The sequence below is a fragment of the Streptococcus sp. CCH8-C6 genome, assembly GCF_001557225.1.
Classification (GTDB): Bacteria; Bacillota; Bacilli; order Lactobacillales; family Streptococcaceae; genus Streptococcus; species Streptococcus sanguinis_C.
This window is the reverse complement of record NZ_LSJN01000008.1, coordinates 1-21670: the sequence shown is the minus strand read 5'-3', so window position 1 is coordinate 21670 and position 21670 is coordinate 1. Positions and strand designations below refer to the sequence as shown.

General features: G+C 45.0%; 19 protein-coding genes, 1 tRNA gene and 2 pseudogenes. 8 read left to right on the top strand and 14 right to left on the bottom strand.

Annotated elements, in window-relative coordinates; genetic code table 11:
• Positions 1-101: 101 nt before the first annotated feature.
• The 4 genes from AX677_RS00490 (at position 102) to AX677_RS00475 (ending at position 3944) form a co-directional block, all read left to right on the top strand.
• Positions 102-878 (top strand): threonine/serine exporter family protein, encoded by a 777-nt coding sequence (locus AX677_RS00490; RefSeq protein WP_002901514.1) that lies wholly within the window; start codon positions 102-104, stop codon positions 876-878.
• A 4-nt stretch (positions 879-882) separates the two neighbouring features.
• Positions 883-1350, top strand: coding sequence for a threonine/serine exporter family protein (locus AX677_RS00485; RefSeq protein ID WP_002898388.1), 468 nt, complete (start codon positions 883-885; stop codon positions 1348-1350).
• 144 nt (positions 1351-1494) lie between these two features.
• Positions 1495-2673 carry a hydroxymethylglutaryl-CoA synthase gene (locus AX677_RS00480; RefSeq protein ID WP_060975787.1) on the top strand — a complete coding sequence of 393 codons (1179 nt, stop codon included), beginning with the start codon at positions 1495-1497 and terminating at the stop codon, positions 2671-2673.
• Positions 2670-3944, top strand: a complete 1275-nt coding sequence (locus AX677_RS00475) for a hydroxymethylglutaryl-CoA reductase, degradative (protein ID WP_060975786.1) — start codon at positions 2670-2672, stop codon at positions 3942-3944. Before AX677_RS00480 ends, AX677_RS00475 begins: the two co-directional genes overlap by 4 nt.
• A 39-nt stretch (positions 3945-3983) precedes the next feature.
• On the opposite strand, the gene fni is transcribed toward AX677_RS00475, so the two are convergent.
• The 8 genes from fni to gla form a co-directional block, all read right to left on the bottom strand.
• The gene (gene fni / locus AX677_RS00470) at positions 3984-4991 is read right to left on the bottom strand and encodes a type 2 isopentenyl-diphosphate Delta-isomerase (RefSeq protein WP_082730164.1); all 1008 of its coding nucleotides are present in this window, start codon (positions 4989-4991) and stop codon (positions 3984-3986) included.
• Positions 4972-5991: a phosphomevalonate kinase gene (locus tag AX677_RS00465; RefSeq protein ID WP_060975784.1), complete on the bottom strand. Its 1020-nt coding sequence runs from the start codon at positions 5989-5991 to the stop codon at positions 4972-4974. The genes fni and AX677_RS00465 overlap by 20 nt, the downstream gene beginning before the upstream one ends.
• Positions 5981-6928, bottom strand: coding sequence for a diphosphomevalonate decarboxylase (gene mvaD / locus AX677_RS00460; RefSeq protein ID WP_060975783.1), 948 nt, complete (start codon positions 6926-6928; stop codon positions 5981-5983). The genes AX677_RS00465 and mvaD overlap by 11 nt, the downstream gene beginning before the upstream one ends.
• Positions 6910-7788, bottom strand: a complete 879-nt coding sequence (gene mvk / locus AX677_RS00455) for a mevalonate kinase (protein ID WP_060975782.1) — start codon at positions 7786-7788, stop codon at positions 6910-6912. Before mvk ends, mvaD begins: the two co-directional genes overlap by 19 nt.
• A 150-nt stretch (positions 7789-7938) precedes the next feature.
• Complete coding sequence (locus AX677_RS00450; protein WP_060975781.1) at positions 7939-8874, bottom strand: serine hydrolase domain-containing protein; 936 nt, start codon at positions 8872-8874, stop codon at positions 7939-7941.
• The gene (locus tag AX677_RS00445; protein WP_060975780.1) at positions 8871-9605 is read right to left on the bottom strand and encodes a CppA N-terminal domain-containing protein; all 735 of its coding nucleotides are present in this window, start codon (positions 9603-9605) and stop codon (positions 8871-8873) included. The genes AX677_RS00450 and AX677_RS00445 overlap by 4 nt, the downstream gene beginning before the upstream one ends.
• 95 nt (positions 9606-9700) lie before the next feature.
• Entirely contained in the window at positions 9701-10984 is a 1284-nt protein-coding gene (locus tag AX677_RS00440) for a hypothetical protein (RefSeq protein ID WP_060975779.1), read from the bottom strand.
• A 63-nt stretch (positions 10985-11047) separates the two neighbouring features.
• Positions 11048-11953, bottom strand: a complete 906-nt coding sequence (gene gla / locus AX677_RS00435; protein ID WP_002898407.1) for an aquaglyceroporin Gla — start codon at positions 11951-11953, stop codon at positions 11048-11050.
• Positions 11954-12058: 105 nt separating this feature from the next.
• Here gla and AX677_RS00430 point away from each other — a divergent pair, with 105 nt between their 5' ends.
• Positions 12059-14344: a Xaa-Pro dipeptidyl-peptidase gene (locus AX677_RS00430; protein WP_060975778.1), complete on the top strand. Its 2286-nt coding sequence runs from the start codon at positions 12059-12061 to the stop codon at positions 14342-14344.
• 44 nt (positions 14345-14388) lie between these two features.
• Here AX677_RS00430 and AX677_RS00425 read toward each other — a convergent pair whose 3' ends face one another.
• Positions 14389-14793: a hypothetical protein gene (locus tag AX677_RS00425; protein ID WP_002931955.1), complete on the bottom strand. Its 405-nt coding sequence runs from the start codon at positions 14791-14793 to the stop codon at positions 14389-14391.
• Positions 14794-14985: 192 nt separating this feature from the next.
• On the opposite strand from AX677_RS00425, the gene AX677_RS00420 reads away from it, so the two are divergent.
• Positions 14986-15285 carry a YbaB/EbfC family nucleoid-associated protein gene (locus AX677_RS00420; protein WP_002919734.1) on the top strand — a complete coding sequence of 100 codons (300 nt, stop codon included), beginning with the start codon at positions 14986-14988 and terminating at the stop codon, positions 15283-15285.
• A 117-nt stretch (positions 15286-15402) separates the two neighbouring features.
• On the opposite strand, the gene AX677_RS00415 is transcribed toward AX677_RS00420, so the two are convergent.
• Positions 15403-17157, bottom strand: coding sequence for a glycerophosphoryl diester phosphodiesterase membrane domain-containing protein (locus tag AX677_RS00415; RefSeq protein WP_060975777.1), 1755 nt, complete (start codon positions 17155-17157; stop codon positions 15403-15405).
• Positions 17158-17247: 90 nt separating this feature from the next.
• Positions 17248-17742, bottom strand: coding sequence for a DUF536 domain-containing protein (locus AX677_RS00410; protein ID WP_002896624.1), 495 nt, complete (start codon positions 17740-17742; stop codon positions 17248-17250).
• Positions 17743-18043: 301 nt separating this feature from the next.
• Between AX677_RS00410 and AX677_RS00405 the strand changes: the two genes are divergently transcribed.
• Positions 18044-19219: an NAD(P)/FAD-dependent oxidoreductase gene (locus tag AX677_RS00405; protein WP_060975776.1), complete on the top strand. Its 1176-nt coding sequence runs from the start codon at positions 18044-18046 to the stop codon at positions 19217-19219.
• Positions 19220-19327: 108 nt separating this feature from the next.
• On the opposite strand, the gene AX677_RS00400 is transcribed toward AX677_RS00405, so the two are convergent.
• Positions 19328-20068, bottom strand: a complete 741-nt coding sequence (locus AX677_RS00400; protein ID WP_060975775.1) for a MerR family transcriptional regulator — start codon at positions 20066-20068, stop codon at positions 19328-19330.
• Between the two features lie 105 nt (positions 20069-20173).
• Positions 20174-20920, bottom strand: a pseudogene (locus AX677_RS00395) (class I SAM-dependent methyltransferase).
• A gap of 212 nt (positions 20921-21132) precedes the next feature.
• On the opposite strand from AX677_RS00395, the pseudogene AX677_RS09460 reads away from it, so the two are divergent.
• Positions 21133-21362 (top strand): annotated as a pseudogene (locus tag AX677_RS09460) (ISL3 family transposase); the annotation flags it as partial.
• A gap of 159 nt (positions 21363-21521) precedes the next feature.
• Here AX677_RS09460 and AX677_RS00390 read toward each other — a convergent pair.
• Positions 21522-21605: transfer RNA gene (locus AX677_RS00390), tRNA-Leu, on the bottom strand.
• Between the last annotated feature and the right edge of the window lie 65 nt (positions 21606-21670).

The following is a 21670-nucleotide window of genomic DNA, read 5'->3' as shown; positions in this document are numbered from 1 at the left end:
TTTTGTATTTCAGACTTCAAATGACTGCCAACTTGATGATATTTTTAAGAGGCTTTATGGTATAATGGTTCTATTGCTATACTAGGAAAAGGATTGGGGAAATGACAGAGAAAGGTATCAGGGAAGAAGCCAAAGATTTCAATCTGGCAGTAGATGTTATCATGCTAGCCGGGACACTGCTGCTGCAGAGCGGATCCGAGACCTATCGGGTAGAAGACACCATGATTCGCATCGCACATTCACAAGGGATCATCGACTGCAATGCCTTAGCAATGCCAGTGGCTATTTTCTTTTCGATTGAAAATACAAATGTTTCACGGATGAAGCGCAATCTCAAGACCAACTACAACATTGAGAAGGTCTGCGATGTCAATCAGGTCTCCCGTCAGTTGGTTACAGGAGAAATCAGCCTTCAAGAGGCTTTTGATGAGCTGAATCGTCTCAAAGTTAAGGAGCTGCCCTATAACAACAAGCAGCTGATCGCTGCCGCAACGCTCAGTGCTCCCTTCTTCTCCATCATGTTTGGCGGAAATTTCTACGATGCTTTGGGGGCTGCCATTGCTACCTTCTTTGGCTTTGCCTTCTCTTTGTATGTTGACAAGTATATCCGCATTCCTTTTGTGACAGCTTTTGCTGGAGCCTTTGTCTTCGGACTGCTGGCTCATATCTGGACACGTTATTCCGGTTTTAACTCCACAGATGATTTAATTATTGCAGGTTCTGTCATGCCTTTTGTGCCTGGCATTGCTCTGACCAACTCTGTGCGTGACATCATGACCAACCATATCAACTCTGGAATGAGCAAACTCTTTGAATCGCTCCTCATTACCCTTGCTCTCGGTGCAGGTACCTCTGTCGCCCTCCTTATTATGAAATGAGCCTATGACAATCTTGACATTCTTACTGCAAGCAGTTGCCAGCCTACTGGCTATCATTACCTTTTTAATCGTTCTAAATGTCCAGCGCAGTATGCTGATTCCTGGCGGAGTGCTGGGCATGGCTATTTGGCTGCTCTATCTCCTGCTCAAAGGACCGACCAACGTCATCATAGCAACCTTTGTGGCTGCTATCATTGGTTCCTGCGTCAGCCAAATCCTCAGCATCATCTACAAAACGCCCGCTGTTGTTTTTATTTTGGCCATTCTAGCCCCCTTGGTCCCAGGCTACATTTCCTATCGGACGACTGCCTTCTTTGTCACTGGTGACTACAGCCAGGCCATGATTCACGCCACTCTGGTGGTCATTCTGGCCTTGGTCATCTCGATTGGCATGGCCAGCGGCACTGTCGTACTCAAGCTCTATCACTATTTAAAAAAGCGCCAAAGCAAACTCACAGCAAACAAACAGTAGAGCCATCTGCTGTTTTTCTTTTGGAAAATACATCTTAAGCCTGATTTAGCTGAGATTAGATGTTTTTGTAAGAGTTTTATTCCTAAGTATGGTAAAATAGTCTTCGGAATATACTAGAATAAAAGGATTTAAAGAGGTCTTATAATGACAATCGGAATCGACAAAATCGGTTTTGCGACCAGTAATTATGTCTTAAAATTAAATGATTTAGCGGCAGCCCGTGGGACTGACCCAGACAAGCTTAGCAAGGGGCTCTTGCTCAAGGAACTAAGCATTGCTCCTCTGACTGAGGATATTGTTACCTTGGGAGCGGCGGCAGCAGAACCCATCCTAACAACAGAGGACAAAGAAAAGATTGATATGGTCATCGTGGCTACTGAGTCAGGGATTGACCAGAGCAAGGCGGCAGCCGTTTTTGTCCATGGCCTTTTGGGTATCCAGCCTTTTGCCCGCAGCTTTGAAATTAAGGAAGCCTGCTATGGAGCTACTGCTGCACTGGACTATGCCAAGCTCCATATCGAAAAACATCCAGACAGCAAAGTTTTGGTGTTAGCTAGCGACATTGCCAAGTATGGTATTAACACACCTGGCGAACCAACGCAGGGAGCAGGAGCTATTTCTATGCTGATTAGCAGCAATCCTCGTATCCTCGCTTTCAATGATGATAATGTAGCTCAGACACGCGATATCATGGATTTTTGGCGCCCAAATTACTCGACAACTCCTTATGTCAACGGGCTCTATTCAACCCAGCAATATCTGGATAGCTTAAAGACAACTTGGACGGAGTACCAAAAACGCCACAAGCTAGCTCTCAAAGATTTTGCGGCCTACTGCTTCCACCTGCCTTATCCAAAACTGGCTCTTAAAGGCCTCAATAAAATCATGGATAAAAGCCTGCCTCAAGAGCAGCAAGACCAGCTTAGAAAGAACTTTGAAGCCTCTATTCTCTACAGCCAAAAAGTTGGAAATATCTATACAGGCTCCCTCTTCCTAGGCCTCCTGTCTCTTTTAGAAAACTCTGACAACCTCAAGGCTGGCGATCGGATTGCTCTTTTCGGCTATGGCAGCGGGGCTGTCTCTGAAATCTTTAGTGCCAATTTGGTAGAGGGCTATGAAAAGCATCTATCCAAGACACGCCTAGAGGAATTAGACCAGCGTCAGACTCTTTCCATCTCAGACTACGAGCGCATCTTTTTTGAAGAAGCTGAGCTGGATGCGGAAGGCAATGCCCGCTTCTCTGGCTATGAAGACCAAAGCTTTGCTCTGGCGGAAATTGCAGAGCACCAGCGCAAGTACATCAAAGTTGAGAAATCATCATGAAAGTAAACTGGACTGGATTTTCCAAAAAAACTCCTGCTGAACGTCTGCAGATGTTGAAAAATGAGGAACTTTTACAAGATGAACATTGGAAGCTGCTAGATAGTCAGCAGACTTTGCCTCTGGAAACAGCAAACCAGATGAGTGAAAATGTACTGGCCACTCTAGCCTTGCCCTACTCTCTGGTGCCAGACTTTCTGGTGGATGGTAAGACCTATCAAGTTCCATTTGTGACAGAAGAGCCATCTGTGGTAGCAGCAGCCAGCTTTGCCGCTAAGATTATCAAACGTTCTGGCGGATTTGAGACAGAGATCCACAAACGCCAGATGATTGGGCAAATCGCCCTCTATCAGGTTGAAAAGGTCGACCAAGCCATTAAAGATGTTCTCAGGAAAAAGAAAGAGTTATTGGAACAGGCCAACCAAGCCTATCCATCAATTGTAGCCCGTGGTGGCGGTGCTAGAGATCTTTGGCTGGAGCAAAAGGCTGACTTCCTCATTTTTTATCTGTCTGTGGATACGCAGGAAGCCATGGGAGCCAATATGCTCAACACCATGCTGGAAGCTCTCACCTTTCCTCTGGAAGAGCTGACTGGTGGTAAGAGTCTGATGGCTATCCTGTCAAACTATGCAACAGATAGCCTGGTAACAGCCCGCTGTGTCATCGACTATCGCTTTCTCAGTCGAGATAAGGCCGAGGCGGAACTTCTTGCGGATAAAATGCAGCAGGCTAGCAAGCTAGCCCAGGTCGATCCTTACCGGGCAGCTACCCACAATAAAGGTATTTTTAATGGTATTGATGCTTTGGTGCTGGCTACTGGAAATGATTGGAGGGCTATAGAAGCCGGTGCCCATGCCTATGCCAGCCGAGAAGGAAGCTACCGCGGCCTCTCTACTTGGACGGCGGACCCAGACAAACGCCAGCTTCATGGTCAAATAACCCTGCCCATGCCCATTGCAACTAAGGGAGGCTCCATCGGCCTCAATCCCGCAGTGGCAGCCAGCTTTGACTTACTAGGGCAGCCTCAGGCCAAGGACTTGGCTTCCCTCATCGTATCGGTCGGATTGGCACAAAACTTCGCTGCCCTCAAAGCACTGGTCAGCACTGGTATCCAAGCTGGTCACATGAAATTGCAAGCAAAATCCTTAGCATTGCAAGCTGGAGCCCAAGACGAAGAAATTGCTGCTGTAGCCAATCGCTTAACAGCCATGAAGACTTTCAACCTCGCTACTGCTCAGGAAATCCTAGCTGACTTACGAAAACAGGACAAGTAAAAAGGCCTTAATGGCCTTTTTTGTATGTCTTTATGCTATTTATTTAATCTGTTCCTGAGCTTCTTTCAGCTGCCCATAAAGTAGATAGGATACACTCTTTAATTCTTGCAAATTTCGACAGGACAGGGCGCACATGATGAGGCGCAGATCCGATTTCCAGCCTTCTACAATATCAATAACCTCTTCCACTGAGTGATTTTCCACCAAGTCCAACATGGCGCGAGAAAGGCCAACCGACTTGGCTCCTAAGACCAGAGCTTTGATTATGTCTAAAGGATGGCGGACACCTCCACTAGCCAAGAGTTCGACTTCATCACGCAATGGCTGAAGCACTAATAGGCTCTGCAGAGTAGATTGCCCCCAATCATTGAGGTAGTCACGATTGCCACCCCGCTGATTTTCAATATAGGCAAAGTTAGTGCCGCCCCGGCCAGAAATATCAAAAGTCTGAATCCCCAAGGAGCGCGCTTCTTCAACAGTAGAGCGATCCATGCCAAAGCCAACTTCTTTGAGAATCAGAGGGACTTCCAGCCGCTGACTATAATCCGCCAAGTGCTGTCTCCAAGAGCGAAACTCCCGCTCGCCCTCTGGCATCAGCAATTCCTGCATGAGATTAACATGGACCTGCAAAAAGAGGGGCTGCAAATCAGCTACTGCCTGCTGGGCAGCTTGATAAGGCTTGTCCAAGCCGATATTGGTAGCCAGCAATAAATTAGGCCGACCAGCCGCCACCCGATAGGAAGAATCAGAAGGATTTTTCAAGGCTGCACTATAAGAGCCAGTTACAAAAAGAAGGCCACAACTTTCAGCTACTTGAGCCAGTTTCTCATTGATTTGACCGCCTTTTTGGCTGCCGCCAGTCATGGCATTGATATAAAAAGGAAAGTCCCAGTCACGACCAGCAAAGTGAGTAGATAGGTCAATCTCCGCCAAATCATACTTGGGCAGAGAACGGTGAACCAGTTCCATTTCATCAAAACTGTTGTAACCCGGACGCTGCTCTAAGGCGTATTTGATATGGTCGTCCTTACGATTCTGGCTCATCATAGCCCATCCTTTCTCTGTATAATAGCTCAATGCCAGCTTCTTGCCAGGCTTGAATCAGTTGCTTGCTAGATGCGGCATCAAAGCTGATAGCAATCCCGCAGTCACCACCGCCGGCACCACTGCTCTTAGCCACACAGTTCAGTCCCTCTGCCGCTTCTTTTAAGACTTTCAGCCTGTCTGTATAGATAGCTGGGTTGAGCCTTTCTAAGAGCTGACTAGCCTTTTCCATACTAGACTGAATAGCAAGCTTATCTCCTGCTAATAAAGCTCTCTCCAAAGCATCAACCTGCGTCCTGCTGCCTGTCAAAAAGGACTCCGAAATAGCTGACTTGACCTGATTGACCAAGTCCTTAGAAATCGCCGGCTGCTTGGTCCAGCCAACCAGAAAATCCATGGCTAAGCGAGGCTTAATGCTGCTAATTTCAAAACCCCAATCCTCTGCTAGTAATTGCTGTAAATCAACCTTGTCCATACGCTTGCGGACCAGCTCTCTATCAAAAGACCGGTAGTAAATCAGGTCTTCATAAGCAATGCAGGCTAGATCTCCCATGGAACCATTGTCTCCGCGCTTGAGGAGAACGTAAGAAGCCAGCTTAAATAGTAGCTCCGACTCCAAGTCCAGCTCATAAAGTGCTGCCATGGCCTTAAGGATCAGAATAACCACACTACCGCTGGAGCCAATCCCGAACTTCTTACCGTCCCTTTCCATCTTGCCACTAATCTTTAGAGAAAAAGGCTGAAGTTGGTAGCCTAAGACCAGCAGATAAGTGTTCATAACTCCTACCGTCTCCTGAATCAAGGCATAATCAGGGTCTGGCTCTAGATTAGCGCTGTGTTCAAACATATCTGATGTCAAGCGATAGTCAGGCGCTACCTGGATTTCTCCAGTCATATAGATAGGGATGTCCTTGATAATGGCCGGCTGACCAGCCGTCAGCACTGCATATTCACCTGCCAGATAGAGCTTGCCGCAGGTTTGGACTCTTGCATTAGCTTTCATCTGACAGGTCCTTTGTTTTGGAGACGATAAGCCGGTAGTCCTTCTCAAGTATAGCAGCCAGATGGTCTAGGTCTTCCTCCAAGCAGAGGACCTTGACATTTGGCCCCGCGTCCATGGTAAAGTAGCAACGCTCGCCCTGCTCCCGCAGCTTTCTAACAGCATCCATAGCCTGATAAGACTCCTCTGTCAGATAAGAAAACGGCGGATAAGCTTTTTCTGTCGTAGCATGCATCCGAAGAGCATTTTCTTCTGTCAGCTGACCAACCTTAGCAAACTCATTGTCCCGTAAATAAGCTAGCATAGCCTGATAATCCAAGGCAGACTGGGCAATCCAATCTGGGAAAATCGTGGAAGTTTTAGCACAGAGCTCCATACCGTCGCGGCTGGAAATGGGCTTTTTCTCATCGTGAAGAACCAGCATAATCATGGCTAGCTTCAAATCCGTCTTGACTGGATAAATGGCTCCACTATCCTTATCCCAGGCCGCTAGCGGACCAAAGAAAGACCGAGCTGACGACCCTGAAGCAAACTTGGCCAATTGAGCCAGCTCTTGCGTCTGATAGCCCGTCTGAAAATAAGCATTGCAGGCCTTGACTAGGGCAGACAGACCGCTGGAGCTGGAAGACAGACCCGCTGCTGTTGGCATATTGTTGCTGGTATCAACACGGACAAAACCATCTTCTGGAGAGCGGAAGCGATCAATAATCTTACTGATTTTGGTATGTTCTGCCGGGCTTTGCAGCTGACCGTCAATATAAAACTCATCTCCAGTCGCTGTATCCGGCAAAGGACTCAGCTGAGTCTCGGTATACATATTTTCCAGTGTCAGCGAGATACTGCTGGTAGACGGAATCATCTTTTCTGCATCTTTCTTGCCCCAATATTTGACAATTGCAATATTGGCATAGGATTTGACACTTACAGGCTTTCGATCCATGTGTTAATGGCCCCTTTCTCTCTCAATACGGTGGCTAAGACATCCGCCTGACTTCTTTCTCCTACAAGAGCAATGACACAGCCACCCAGACCGCCACCGCTCATCTTAGCTCCCAAAGCTCCATTTTCAAGAGCTGCCGATACCAGCTCATCTGCTTTCTGGCAAGAAACCCCTAGCTTGGCTAGCTTCTCATGAGCCTTGGTCATAGCTTGTCCCATTGTCATCAGGTCCTTGATAGAAATGGCTTTCTCAAGGATTTTCGTTAAATTCCCCAATTCCTGCAGCAAAGGCAGAGCCTTTTGACCCTGACTTTCTACAGCACGGATAGCTTCGCGGGTATGACCGTGAATGCCCGTATCTGCAATCACTAAAAAAGCATCCAGATCCAGTTCAATTTCACTGAAACCGAAATTGCGGATGAATTTGATAGCCACATCGCTGAGGCAGGTCTTGGCATCAAGGCCGCTAGGATTCATATGGGCAATCATCTCTGCCCGATTGGCTAGAATCTCCAGTGTTTGGTCATCCAGTTCTTCCTCAAAGTAGTCAAAGACCGCCCGAATAGCTGCAATACTAACCGCGGCTGAAGACCCCATTCCCCTCTTCTCAGGGACCATGGACTCCACCTGACAGCGAATCTTAGCCCCTTGCCGACCGAAATGTTCAAGACAGGCAAAGACAGCCATAGACAGCGTATCCTCGGCGTAGAGGGTCCAGGCCCGCTCAGACGGAAAGACCTGACAGGTCACTTCAATGCGATTAAGAGGCAGGGAAATGGCTGGATAGCCGTAGACCACCGAATGCTCTCCCATTAAAATAATTTTACTGTGTGCCTTGCCGACACCGATTTCTTTTGTCATACTCTTCTCTTGTCTGTAGATTCTCTCTATCTTATTTTAATATACTTTGGCAAAAAAAGCGATTTTTATTAAGAGAAAATCACTGGGGCTAGAGACCGATATTAATATAGGTAGACATGATAAAACCCCGGAGCTTGCAGCCGGAGTCTTTTAAAGTTCTCTTCTTATCAGGTCCATCAGCTGGTTACGATCCAAGATCCATTGAGCCCGCTCGTCTTTTTCATAGGTCCGGTTGGATAGGAAAATATCCGCCTTTTGCTCCTTGCGATTATACATAATAAAGGTTCCTGTGTAGCCAGTGTGATCCAGCCAGCTGCCCTCTAGATTCCAAGCTAGACTGCGTCTTTTGCCTGACTCCTTGGAAAAATTCTGGGTCAGATTGGCCGCAAAGTCACCCTGCAGATAATGCTCCAGAAATATTTCCAAATCCCTGAGAGTTGAAAATAAGCCCGCACTGCCAGCATGGACACCCAGCACACGCGCCTTAGGGTCATGAACCTGACCATCCTTGACACCGCGAACGGTCGGCACAGCTCCTGGAACTGGTCCAAAACTAGTCTCAGCCAAACCCCAAGGCTGGAAAATCTGACTTTGAAAAATCTGATCCAAGGACTGACCGTAGATCTCTTCCAACATAAAGCCCAAGAGCAGAAAATTCACATCCGTATAGCGGAAAATCTTATCTTCAAGCACTGTCAAATGATTGAGTGCTGCTTTCAACTCGGGAGCTGTCAGCTGATCACGATTGGGAATAAAAGGATCCAGCCCAGATGTGTGGGTCAAGAGCTGACGCAAGGTCACATCTTCTCGATGGAAGGCCGGATAGTAATGCTGCAAGGGCAAATCCAGCTCCAGCTTGCCTTGCTCATATAAAAAGGCTGCCAGAGTCCCAACTCCGACCACCTTGCTGACGCTAGCCAAGTCATAGACCAAACCCGCTTGAGTGGTCTTCCCTTCTTGCGGATCAGCTAGACCAAAGTAGAATTCCTGCCACCGGCCAGCTTGGTACAAGGCCAGACTAGCACCGGGATAGATACCATCTTTTAGCTGTTCTTTGATTTTACTGATGATGTTTTCTAGAGTCATGCTTCAAACCACAATTCAATCTTACTAAAATCCTGACTCAGCAGGAACTTATCTGACTTGGGTACAAAGACCTCGTGTCCTTCAAAGATAGGACGCAGCGCAGCGGTTTCTAAACGATTGACTTGAGCTTTGAGCATAGTCAAGTCCCAAGTTAGGGCATTGTCTGCCTGCAAGTCTTGACCCTCTGCTTCTATAAAGGTCAGAAAGTCCAGCGCATTTTCAATCTTGCTGTAAAATTCTTGGGCTTCATTGGCATTAGGTACACGAATTTCTACCGTCTCTATCTCAAATTGGCTAAGGCCGATGAAGTCCTCTTGCTTTTCAAAGTCAGGCACCGCCGTGACTGCTTGCAGATTTGCTCTATTCTCTTCTGCATGCAGAAGAACTAGATCGCCCTCTGGTGACAGAGCTTCAAAAGCATAGCCTTTCTCTCCTTTATACAGCTTAGTCCAAGCAGGCTTTTGAGCCAATAGCGACTCGATTTCTTTAGCATCTGCAACCTTGACAACGATTCTGGCTAATTTTTTAGGACCTTGGACTCGCCGCGACCGCATACTAGGCGATTCTTCCAGCTGCAGTTTCTCAGTCTTGGTCTGATCTCCCAAGGACAGAAAAGCAGCTTCCTCTAAAAGGGCCTTCATGCCCAGCTGATTTACAAAAAACTCTTGATTTAAATGACGATTATTTATCTTTAATACAGGGATAATTCTAATAATATGATTCGCGCTCATAATTCCTCCAAACCATTTTATTGTAATGGATTTTCATCTTTTTGACAAGAAATTATGCGCAAATAAACAATTTTTAAAACAAGAAGGCCTTGGATTTATTGGTAAACGGTCTGAGCAATGACCAAACCTCTAGCGGACTCAAACTCGTACTGCAGATAGGACTGGTAGGTACCGGGCGCGATAATACCACGAATATCCAGAGTATCTGTCCCAGCCTGCCCAATAATCGAATCTGCTAGCAGGCAACAGTTGGTCGACAGGACAAAATACGTCTTGAAACGACTGGTTTTAAACTTATACAGCTGCGCTCCTAGTTCATGCTTCAACTTGTAGGAGTATGTTGGCTGGCCATTTTTCAGTTCTGCTGGCGGCTCCCATTCTACTAACAGCTGATCAATTTCAGCCAGGCGCTTCTCAACCGCCTCTTTCTCCTTATCTGTCAAAACCAGAGAATAACCAAAGAGTGTTTTCTTGCTTTCTTTTTTGCAAAGCTCAATATAAGCGTCTTTAGGAACCTTGAAAAGAACACCGTCTCCAATCATGCCCTTGCATCGCTCAGAAAAAACATCATAGCTGCCATAAGAAATCACTTGTCCCTGATAGCAAATATCTACATGACCTATGCCCCCTAATAAACTTGTCTTTGAAGTATGGACCAAGACCTCTAAGTCCGCCTTTTTCTCTCTATTCTTAACAAGACTATAAACATTTTTACGATCAGAAGCAGTATCTCCCTGAATCAGTCGATTAAAGTGTTCCAGATTTTCTACCGGAATAAAGGCTGCAAAAATAATAGGGAGGTTAATACGAATTTGCCTACGCAGCCGATGTTTTTCACGGTCATTATCAAAAAAGAGGCCATCCCGGATATTGGACATTCCCAGCATCATCAAATAGATTCCTAAAATCAAAAACTGCAAGTGTCCGTCAGTCGCAGGCGAAAGAATACTGGTCAGCCCAATTCCACCATAGAGAACGGTATCAAATAGATAGCGCAAGCCGCCCTTGACATGATTTTGCCGATAAAGGAGATAGGTCACTCCGTAAATACCGGCAGTCAAGAGCTGGTAGCTACCCAAACTGATAATCACAATATTGACAGGCACATCACTGATTCGGTTGAGCCAGCTGATACCCATAGCGACTGCAATCTGAAGCAGACTATGCCAGACAGCCCCTTCTTTCTTGCGCGTAAAAATATGAAGAACAATATTTACCAAGCCAACAACTGTCAGATAAAGCGAAATAAAATCGAAGGCCAGCTTGGTAAATCTGAAGCCATTGACAATGATAATCAGGCCAAAAACAAGGGCTAAAAAACCAAAGAGTAAGGTTCTGCGGCCACTGACCTTATGAAATTTTGATACTTGCATCTCCATCTTTACCTTCTCTATCGTTCGAAAAAAGAGTTGAGGAAATCCCCCAACTCTGATCTTATGCGCTTATCCGTAGATTGTTTTAAACAAGAGGACTGCTGTGATACCTGCAAGAATCGGTGCCACAACTGGAACCCAAGAATACCACCATTTTGAATCACCCTTGTGTTTGCCCAAAACAGATTCTGGCAGGATGAAGTGGAGGATACGAGGTCCAAGGTCACGAGCAGGGTTCAGTCCAGGTCCAGTAGGGCCTCCCAGTGAGGTTACCAAAGCCATTACCAAGAACCCAAGTGCTAGGTGAGCGACTGAAAGGCTACCAACTTGGAATGGTGCAACTTGATCTTTAGCCTGAGATATTGCAGCAGCAATCTGTTCTTTAGGAACTGAAGTCCCTTGTGCTGCCATCTGAGCAGCTTGTGAATTGATAGTTGCTTCAGCTTTGCTCAACAATTCTGCTCCAAAGAAGTTCTTGGTCAAGCCCATAGCCGCAAAGAAAAGAACAAAAGAACCAACAAATTCATTGATAAAACCATTGAACAAGGCTGCTTTACGTGATTCAGGCGTGCCATGATCTAAGCTAGAGATAGTTGAGAAAGTCCCTAAAATATTATTAGGATTCTCTGTTCCCAAATAGTAAGGACGATGAGTCGCAACTACCAAGGCCTGTCCGAAAATAGCTCCTAAAAGCTGGGCTGCAATGTACGGCGCAACCTGTGACCAAGGGAAATAACCACTGACAGCCAGTCCCAGAGTGAAAGCAGGGTTGATATGGTTACCGGACACATTACCGAACATCAAAGCTGGAATCATAACCCCCATACCGTAACCAACAGCGATGACTAACCAGCCACTCTGATGCCCCTTGGTTCCTTTTAACTCAACGTTCGCAACAGCTCCATTTCCCAAAATAATGAGAATAGCTGTACCCAAAAATTCTGTGGCATATTTAATTGCCCAACCGAAATCCATCTATATGATACTCCTTAAATATTTTTTAGACAAAGTCTATTTTATCAAGTATAATGGATAATGTAAAGGTCATTTTTAATAAAAATAAGAAAAAGAGGGAAGAATATGCGTTTTAATCAGTATAGTTATGCAAGAACAAAACGGGAAAATATGTTGACAGAATTAGCTGAATTAGGCTTTTTTTATGACAGCAATCGCTCTGATAAGGAAAATCTTGAAGATTTTCTCCGCACCAGTTTTTTCACTTATAAAAATACAGATTATCCCTTGAAGTCCTGGGTTGCTGACAGCCAAACAGACCTGCTGAGCTTTTTCCAGTCTGACAGAGAACTGACGGCGTCTGTCTTTTATACTGTGGCCTTTCAGCTGCTTGAGTTCTCGCCCTTTATTGATTTTACAGATGTTGAGGCCTTTCGCAAAGAAACAGGCTTTCCCATTACATTTGGAGACTTGTTGGAAAACCTCTACCAGCTGCTCAACACTCGGACAAAAATTGGTAACCTCTTAGTTGATAAACTAGTCAGTGAGGGATTGATTCCTGAGGACAATACCCACCACTACTTCAATGGTAAGAGCCTAGCAACCTTTTCCAGCCATGATGCTATCCGAGAGGTAGTTTACGTGGAATCACGCGTGGATACTGATCAAGACGGTCGTCCGGACCTCATCAAGGTCAGTATCATCCGTCCCCGCTATCAAGGGAAAATCCCTGCCGTCATGACTGCTTCTCCTTATCATCAAGGAACCAATGACCCTGCCAGCGACAAGGCTCTCCATGATATGAATGTGGACTTAGCAAAAAAAGAACCCCATCAAATCACAGTACAAGATCCTGAACTAAAATTGCTCCAGCTGGATTCGCCAGCTCCTGCCCAAGAAGTCTCTGAAGCCGAGGAAAAATTAGGCCATATCAATACCTACACACTCAATGATTACTTGCTTCCCCGCGGCTTTGCCAATCTCTATGTGTCTGGCGTAGGAACTAAAGACTCTGAAGGACTGATGACCAGCGGCGACTATCAGCAGATCGAAGCCTATAAGAATGTTATTGATTGGCTCAATGGCCGCTGCAGAGCCTTCACCGACCACACACGCCAGCGGGAAATCAAGGCCACTTGGTCCAACGGAAAAGTGGCTACGACCGGTATCTCCTATCTAGGCACCATGTCCAACGGGCTGGCTACAACTGGAGTAGATGGACTGGAAGTCATCATCGCTGAAGCTGGGATTTCTTCTTGGTACAACTACTACCGCGAAAACGGCCTTGTCACAAGTCCTGGCGGCTATCCAGGAGAGGATTTTGAATCCTTGACCGAACTGACCTACTCTCGCAATCTGAGGGCTGGTGACTACCTGCGTCATAATGATGCTTATCAGCAAAGCCTAGAGCAACAGCGCAAAGACCTAGACCGAAAAACCGGAGATTACAATCAATTTTGGCATGACCGCAACTACCTGCTCCACGCAGATAAGGTCAAGGCCGAAGTCGTCTTCACCCACGGCTCTCAAGACTGGAATGTCAAGCCTCTCCATGTCTATAATATGTTTCGGGCTTTACCGCCCCACATCAAAAAGCATCTTTTCTTCCATAACGGTGCCCATGTTTACATGAACAACTGGCAGTCCATCGACTTCCGTGAGTCTATCAATGCTCTGCTGAGCAATAAACTGCTGGGATATGAATCAGACTTCGAACTGCCAGCAGTCATTTGGCAGGACAACAGCCAAGCTCAAAACTGGCTGACCTTGGAAGACTTCGGCGGACAAGAGCAGAAACTTCAGCTCCAACTAGGCCAAAACTGCCAATCTATCAAAAATCAATACCCAGAAGAAGACTATAATCGTTTTGCAAAAAATTACCAAAGCTTCAAGACTGAGCTTTTTGAAGGTAAGGTCAACCAGATTACTCTGGACTGGACCTTGGAAAAGGACCTCTTTCTCAACGGAGCGAGCCAGCTCAATCTTCGCCTCAAATCCAGCACCGATAAGGGACTACTTTCTGCTCAATTGCTGGACTTCGGACCAGCTAAACGCCTCACACCGATTCCTACGCCTATTGAGCCTAGAGTCATGGACAACGGCCGCTACTATATGCTGGACAATCTGGTTGAACTCCCCCATACTGAAACGCCTCATCGCGTCATCACCAAAGGTTTTCTCAATCTGCAAAATCGAACCAATCTACTGACAGTCGAAGAAGTCACTCCTGACCAATGGCTGGAATTTTCCTTTGAACTGCAACCAACTATCTATAAGATGAAAAAAGGAGACCAACTGCGCCTCGTCCTCTACACTACGGACTTCGAGCATACCGTTCGTGATAAGACCGACTATCAGCTGACGGTAGATTTGGAGCGATCTAGTATTGAACTTCCCATTACATTTTATTAGATCAAAAATGTAATGAAAAAAGGCACATCTTTTGTGCCTTTTTCTTATCGATTCATGTATTTTTCTGCATATTTCTCGTAGTTTGGAACTTCCTTACGATTCATAGCTAAAATCATCTCTCCGTTTAGATAGTCATCATCTGAAGACGGCTGGAGCAAAATAGCAATATTCTTATCAGCATCTGGGAAAACAATTGAATATTTTTGCTTCTCGATCTCAATAACTACATAATGAGAATTATTCTTAAAGCCTGTAGCAACTTGCTTATACTCTTTCTCTTTATCCTCAACAACTACCTTTTTATCTGTAAATTCCGTAGTATTTATATCACCATAAGCTCCCTGAACGTTCCACTTCCCTTTGATACTAGGTGTACCATTACAGCCAGCTAAGAGAAAGAGAGGTAATAAAAGTCCAAGAAACAAAAGTTTCAATTTATGTTTTTTCATCCGAAAATACTCCTAAATAATATATAAATTCTCAAACATTTTACCATAGTATCGCCTTTCTTGTCAAACTCACTGTAAATCAATATCAAAATATCATTATACATTCTTGCCACTTTTCCAAAAAATGATATAATTTGAAGAGTGAAGATTACCAAGGGCTTAGCCCTTGCGAGAGAAAGGAAAGAAAATCTTATGATGAACATGCAAAGCATGATGAAGCAAGCACAAAAGCTTCAAAAACAAATGGAAAAAGGACAGGCAGAACTGGCTGCAACAGAATTTACCGGCAAATCAGCCCAAGATTTAGTCGTCGCTAAACTGACAGGCGATAAAAAGGTAGTCAGCATTGACTTCAATCCAGCCGTTGTGGATCCTGAAGATTTGGAAACTCTGTCAGAGATGACTGCGCAAGCTCTGAATCACGCGCTGGCTCAGATTGATGATGCTACTCAGAAGAAAATGGGCGCTTTCGCAGGCAAATTGCCATTTTAAGCAAGATAAATAACCTTACCTCTTGACTAGAAATAAGTCAAGAGGTACTCGAACCAGCAAAAAAGACTGAGAAATCTCAGCCTTTTTTTGATTTATAGTCGTTTTCTCACTAGTCCACTACACAAAATTAAGCAAATCCGCTGCCTTACTCATCAAAAGCAGGGCATAGTCGGGATTGTTTTGCAGTTCCTTGATGGAGCTCTGAACCAGCTCTAAATCATCAGTTATCATGCCATCAACACCCAGACGGAAGGATTTGCCGATGCTGTCTGCATCATTGATGGTCCAGTCATAGAGCTGCTTATCTGTCGTCCAGAGCTTATCGACAAAGTTTTCATCGAGGGTCGAGTACTCCATCGTATAGCCAGAAGCCTGTGTCCGTGGGAAAATAGTATTGTAGGGTAGGATAAAGAAGGTCGGTATGCTCTCATCATACTGGACAGTCTTGTCAATAACCTGATAGTCCAAGGACTGAATCTGGTGGCCGTAAACCTTGATATTGGCTCCGTATTGACTCAGAAAACGGTCCATCATATCGTCTGAGTCCAAGCTGCTGGTCTTGATTTCTATCAAGAGTCTCTGCCCCATCTGATTGGCTCGTTTGAGATAAGCATCAAAACTGGAAATTTTGGCAGTGTGTCCATTTTCTGAAATATCTAAAGCCGTCAGCTCTTGCAGAGTCAGCTCTTGCGGTCTGGCATCAACGCCGGCCAAAGCTTTTAGATTGGCATCGTGCATCATGACAAACTGACCATCCTTAGTCTCCTGAACATCCATTTCGATATAGTCTGGCTTGAGCAGGGCGGTTTTCTCTAGCGACTCAACTGTATTCTGGACACCATTTCCCTGCGAAACCCCACGATGCGAGATGGTCAGAGGGACATTTTCCAAGGGCAGATTGAGATAGACAAAGCCTTCAAGGGCAAAGACAGAGCTAGTGACCAAAAGGATAAACCAGCGCATGATAGGCAGGCCTTTCCTGTAGCGATACTCAGACAGTTTGCTGTCTGTCAGAAAAGCCACAAACTTAATCAGAAAGTAGGCTACCATGAAGTAATAAGCCAGCTTTATGAGGCAGTAATTGACAACCGCTGCTGTCAAGGCTATCTGATTGGACTGGCCATCCGCATACTGCTGCAACACTAAAATCGGAATGCTGCTTAAAAGAAAGAAGAGAAAGCTCTTGGCCAGTATCCAAAACAGCTGCCAAGTATAGCGAATCAAGTGTCCCTTGGTCTTCTCCAAACTATACCGAATCGCATCACGTAGGCGGAAATGCTCAAAAAAGAGCTTGGGCAGGGAAAACATCAGGCGGACAGCTATCAAAAAAAGCAGACAACCTAAAGCATAGATTGAAAATTTCATCCATAAGGCCGTCTTGAGATAGGTCACGATAAATTCTGGAATCAAAATTTTATTCAAATAGTAGATTTTGAGAATTTGCCGCAGAAAGGGAAAGATAAAGCCCATATACAGTGCAATAAAGAGGACCTTGCTGGGCCTAGCGTAGCGAATCAGCGAGCCGCTGTCTTTGAAACTTTTCTTAATGAACTGAAAGGCGCTTCGTTCTTCCTCGTCCAGAAGATTGCGGAGCCCCATAAATATCAGTCCAATCTGAAAATAAGCGACAAAGAGATTGGCCGCAAAAAGCACTAGAAAGGCTAAGCCAACCCAGACATTTGAAGTCAGAACTTTAAAGGCATTCGTATAAGATAAGAAGAGGTAGCCTGTCTGCTTGAGCAGAGTCTCTGCTGCAAAGGAGTTGAAAGGCACCCAAGCCAGCTCCATGAGCATAAAGACTGTGAAAAAGAGCAACAGAATTTTATCAAGATTGCGATAGAGACGTAAAAGTCCCAGTCTTTGTGAGTTCATTTTCCTCCTTTATGTTGTGAACAATACAAAACTTGCTAAAAAGCGATTCTTATTTAAAACAAGGTTGAGACAGATGTCCCAACCTTATTTTTATTTTCCAAATAAACGTGCCCAGAAGCCCTTGCTTTCCTGCTCCTGCACCTTTTCCTTGGCTTCATCCAACTCCAACAGCAAGGTTTCACGCTCATTCATAGCCTTAGCTGTTAGCTGCTGCTGCTGGTCCAACTGCTTGTCCTTTTCAGCAATCTGGACGTCCTTGATGCGCAGCTGCTCATCTTTCTTAGCTAGCTGGCTGTCCTTGGCCTTAAGCTGCTCATAGAGACGCACAATCTCAGCATTTTTTTCATCCACCAAGATTTCCATCAGCTCGCGTTGCTTCACATCTTCGCTAACAGGTTCATCTTCAAAAATAGTTTTCTTATAAATCTCTTCCAGCTTAATCAAGCCGCTGCGGGTCACCACCGTGACTCCTTTTTCATTCTTTTCCGTATCTTCTGGCGGCAGTGCCTTGACACGATTGTTAATCGCCTGGCGGCTAACTCCAAGAATCTCGGCTAACTCGCTGACTGTCTTTTCAATTGCCATAATTTCCTCAAAAACTTTTTCTAGTTTGTAGATACCTAAATCTTATCATATCAAGCCTTAACTGTCAAATTTCACAATATTTTTTGAGCCTGACTCCTATCTTTTCAACCCCTTTTTGTGATACAATGAGACAGATTAGTCTAGTAAAAGAAATGAAAAAATCGAATGAATTTAGAAATCTAGATATTCCTAGCTATAGTCCTCCAAGAGGAGCTGCAAGAGAGCAAAAGCCAGCTCACCAAGGAAGCATAAGATTTCTGACTAACTGATAGAAGCCACTCTCCACGAAAGGAAAAGACCAATGAACCATTTTGACACAATCATCATCGGCGGAGGACCGGCTGGCATGATGGCAGCCATTTCCGGTTCTTTCCACGGACAGAAGACCCTGCTTCTCGAGAAAAATAAACGACTGGGCAAGAAACTAGCTGGTACAGGCGGCGGGCGCTGCAATGTGACCAACAACGGAAACCTAGATGACCTCATGGCCGGTATTCCGGGCAACGGGCGCTTTCTTTACAGCGTCTTTTCTCAGTTTGACAACCATGATATCATCAACTTTTTTACAGAGAACGGCGTCAAACTCAAGGTTGAGGACCACGGCCGTGTTTTCCCAGCGACAAACAAGTCCCGCACCATTATCGAAGCTTTGGAAAAGAAAATTTCAGAGCTGGGTGGCACTGTCATCACCAATACTGAAATCGTCTCCGTTAAAAAATCCGACGACCTTTTCACTATCAGATCCAGCGACCAGACTTGGACCTGCCAGAAATTGATTGTGACGACTGGCGGCAAGTCCTACCCTTCAACAGGCTCGACAGGCTTTGGTCACGATATTGCCCGACACTTCAAGCACACGGTGACTGACCTGGAAGCTGCTGAAAGTCCTCTTCTGACTGACTTTCCTCACAAAGCGCTTCAGGGTATTTCGCTGGACGATGTGACCCTCAGCTATGGCAAGCATGTCATCACCCACGACCTGCTCTTTACTCACTTTGGCCTATCAGGCCCGGCAGCCCTGCGCTTGTCTAGCTTTGTCAAGGGTGGAGAAACCATCTTTCTGGATGTCCTTCCTCAGATGAGTCAGCAGGATCTGGCGGACTTTTTAGAAGAAAACCGGGAAAAATCCCTGAAGAACTGCCTGAAGATTCTCCTGCCCGAGCGAATGGCAGACTTTTTTGCCCAGCCCTTTCCCGAGAAAGTCAAACAACTCAATCTCAGTGAAAAAGAAGCCCTTATTAAGCAAATCAAGGAACTAGCAATTCCTGTCACTGGCAAAATGTCCCTGGCCAAGTCCTTTGTAACCAAAGGCGGCGTCAGCCTCAAAGAAATTAATCCCAAAACTCTGGAAAGCAAACTGGTTCCCGGCCTCCACTTCGCTGGAGAGGTCCTAGACATCAATGCCCACACGGGCGGATTCAACATCACCTCTGCCCTCTGCACCGGCTGGGTGGCAGGGAGCTTGCATTATGAGTGATTAGAAAAATATTTTAAAGTAATTGAAAAAACTGGTCGAGGAACATTGCACTGCACCCTAAAAGTTAACTAACTTTTGGGGGTTAGTGCAGAACATTCTCACCAGTTTTTATTCTGCATTTGTCTGAACGTAAACTGCAATCACATCTGCTGTGTACTGGGCAGTGCCTGGTCCAAATTGATCGATATTTTTCTTGAATTCTGGATTATGAACATAGCCCTGACCGATATGGGCAAAGACTTGCAGTGAGCAGTCAAAACCGTAAGTGCGAATGGCTTGTAAGAGACGCGCTGCCTGCTCTTGATTTTCCGCTGCTTCAACTGGCAAGCCTTGTTGCATATTCTCTGCCAGACTTTGAAAAACTTGATTGAAGGCTGAGGCAGATTCTTCTTCTCGTCCATTTTGACGAGTCAATGCTTCTGCCATGACTTCTTGACCGTATTCTTCGACGGCTTCTTGATGGTATTTGTGATTGTCTTCGTAGGTAAAGCCTGCGAATTTTTCTTTCATTGTCATCTTTCTTTCTCCCTTTTCGTCTTGGATGGTTTTTTGTAAGGTGGAAATCAAGGTATCCAAGCGATCTCTTTCCTGCTGCAAATACTCTAACTGCCTAACCAAATGCGGTAATAAAGCCTGTTCATCCTGACTCAGCAGCTCTGCTATTTTCTCCAAAGAAAAACCCAGATACTTATAGTAAAGGATGACCTGCAGCCGCTCTAAATCAGCTTGGCTGTATGTTCGATAGCCATTTTCTGATTTGGCAGGAACTAATAGTCCGATTTTGTCGTAATGATGCAGGGTTTTGACAGAGACACCTGACAGCTGTGCCGCTTCTTTGATATGGTACATGTAATTGCCCCCCTCTACTAACTAGTATATACTATGACCTAAGGGGAGGGCAAGTTTTTTATCAACTTTTTAAAATCGCCGTAGTTCTTCCAAAGTGGCTAGCAGTTACTTACGAGAAACCATAGCAATAAAGCCCAGTTTTTCTTGATTCTTTTGGAACATCTTAAACATCTTCATAAATTGACTGTAGTTTTATTTTTTAAGGGCATTGAAGCAAATTTTCAGAGTGCCGCCCAGTCCTTCGTCATATATCATCCCTCGAAGGCTCATCAAGGTCATTTCACCGACAAAGGTGTCCACACGGTCAAAAGCATGAGAACGTACCAGCTGAATCCAAGATCCCTCGGTTAGAGGCCCCACATTGACATTAATCGCACGAGATAGCTCTTCTCGGACATTCTCATCTTTTTGCTTGAGCATGACGTCGTGGGTGAGGAGCACTCCATCTGGCTTCAGCACCCGGTAGTACTCATCCATACATTTGGCCTTCCCCTTATCCGTCTGCATGGTCAGCATGGCTTCATTGATAACAATATCAAAAGAATTGTCATCATAAGGCAGCTTCATGGCATTAGCCTGCTCAAATGTGACGAGTTCACTAACACCAGCTTTGTCTCCATTAAGCTTAGCCTGAGCCAGCGCAGCCTTATCTAAATCAACAGCAGTAATCTGGCAACCATATTTTTTCGCTAATTCAATCGTTGTAGTTCCAATATTACAGGCGACTTCTAAAACCTTTTTATCGCTAGAAAATTGCCCTTGCTCTATCAACCAGTCGGTTGCAAGCTTACCTCCAGGGCGAAGACGTTTCTTTCCTAATTTTGCTAAAAATTTATGACCTGCTTCTACCATTTCCGAACCCCCATAATTTTGATTGGTTTCATTATAGCATAAAATAATATATTTTCAGATAATTCTTAGGATAATTAAAGTTAAAAAATAATGCCTATGATTTCTGCAGTGGGTAAAACCACTGTAGAAATTAAAAAGCTCTTTTGTTCTAGAAAAAAAGTCCCATAAGAGCTATAATGAAAAGCGACTAAACAATCATTAGAAAGACTCTTATGGAACAATTAAAAATTATCAAAAACTTAATCGAAACTAAAGACAAAAATATCATAATCTTGAATTATGTGGCATCTTGTGTACATAAGAAATCATCGCTAAGCTAGATTAGCTTGCTCCTATATGCTCTCACTGTCAAGGACAAATAGCTAAATATGACTTCCAGAAAGAATCGAAAATACCTTACCAAGAGTGTTCGGGATACAAAACACTGATTCACTTAAAGAAACACCATTACCTATGAAAGCTTGAGAGTCTCAACTTTAGACACTACTACGGCATCACTAAGAAGCTCTTTCTTTTTTAGACAGGACTTTCGTAACCACTACAGTAGGAAAAGAATCAAAAACAAAAAAAGAAGCTAAAACGCTTCGCTAAACTTAAGCAATACCGGCGGCCGGGGTCGAACCGGCACGTCCTTGCGGACACTGGATTTTGAGTCCAGCGCGTCTGCCAATTCCGCCACGCCGGCTCAAGTTTTTAACTGGGGTAGCTGGATTCGAACCAACGCATGAGGGAGTCAAAGTCCCTTGCCTT

Bases quoted from the DNA above. Each gene is read 5' to 3' on its own strand.
- AX677_RS00490 (WP_002901514.1), top strand. From the start codon at position 102: ATGACAGAGAAAGGTATCAGGGAAGAAGCCAAAGATTTCAATCTGGCA.
- AX677_RS00485 (WP_002898388.1), top strand. From the start codon at position 883: ATGACAATCTTGACATTCTTACTGCAAGCAGTTGCCAGCCTACTGGCT.
- AX677_RS00480 (WP_060975787.1), top strand. From the start codon at position 1,495: ATGACAATCGGAATCGACAAAATCGGTTTTGCGACCAGTAATTATGTC.
- AX677_RS00475 (WP_060975786.1), top strand. From the start codon at position 2,670: ATGAAAGTAAACTGGACTGGATTTTCCAAAAAAACTCCTGCTGAACGT.
- fni (WP_082730164.1), bottom strand. From the start codon at position 4,991: ATGATGAGCCAGAATCGTAAGGACGACCATATCAAATACGCCTTAGAG.
- AX677_RS00465 (WP_060975784.1), bottom strand. From the start codon at position 5,991: ATGAAAGCTAATGCAAGAGTCCAAACCTGCGGCAAGCTCTATCTGGCA.
- mvaD (WP_060975783.1), bottom strand. From the start codon at position 6,928: ATGGATCGAAAGCCTGTAAGTGTCAAATCCTATGCCAATATTGCAATT.
- mvk (WP_060975782.1), bottom strand. From the start codon at position 7,788: ATGACAAAAGAAATCGGTGTCGGCAAGGCACACAGTAAAATTATTTTA.
- AX677_RS00450 (WP_060975781.1), bottom strand. From the start codon at position 8,874: ATGACTCTAGAAAACATCATCAGTAAAATCAAAGAACAGCTAAAAGAT.
- AX677_RS00445 (WP_060975780.1), bottom strand. From the start codon at position 9,605: ATGAGCGCGAATCATATTATTAGAATTATCCCTGTATTAAAGATAAAT.
- AX677_RS00440 (WP_060975779.1), bottom strand. From the start codon at position 10,984: ATGGAGATGCAAGTATCAAAATTTCATAAGGTCAGTGGCCGCAGAACC.
- gla (WP_002898407.1), bottom strand. From the start codon at position 11,953: ATGGATTTCGGTTGGGCAATTAAATATGCCACAGAATTTTTGGGTACA.
- AX677_RS00430 (WP_060975778.1), top strand. From the start codon at position 12,059: ATGCGTTTTAATCAGTATAGTTATGCAAGAACAAAACGGGAAAATATG.
- AX677_RS00425 (WP_002931955.1), bottom strand. From the start codon at position 14,793: ATGAAAAAACATAAATTGAAACTTTTGTTTCTTGGACTTTTATTACCT.
- AX677_RS00420 (WP_002919734.1), top strand. From the start codon at position 14,986: ATGATGAACATGCAAAGCATGATGAAGCAAGCACAAAAGCTTCAAAAA.
- AX677_RS00415 (WP_060975777.1), bottom strand. From the start codon at position 17,157: ATGAACTCACAAAGACTGGGACTTTTACGTCTCTATCGCAATCTTGAT.
- AX677_RS00410 (WP_002896624.1), bottom strand. From the start codon at position 17,742: ATGGCAATTGAAAAGACAGTCAGCGAGTTAGCCGAGATTCTTGGAGTT.
- AX677_RS00405 (WP_060975776.1), top strand. From the start codon at position 18,044: ATGAACCATTTTGACACAATCATCATCGGCGGAGGACCGGCTGGCATG.
- AX677_RS00400 (WP_060975775.1), bottom strand. From the start codon at position 20,068: ATGTACCATATCAAAGAAGCGGCACAGCTGTCAGGTGTCTCTGTCAAA.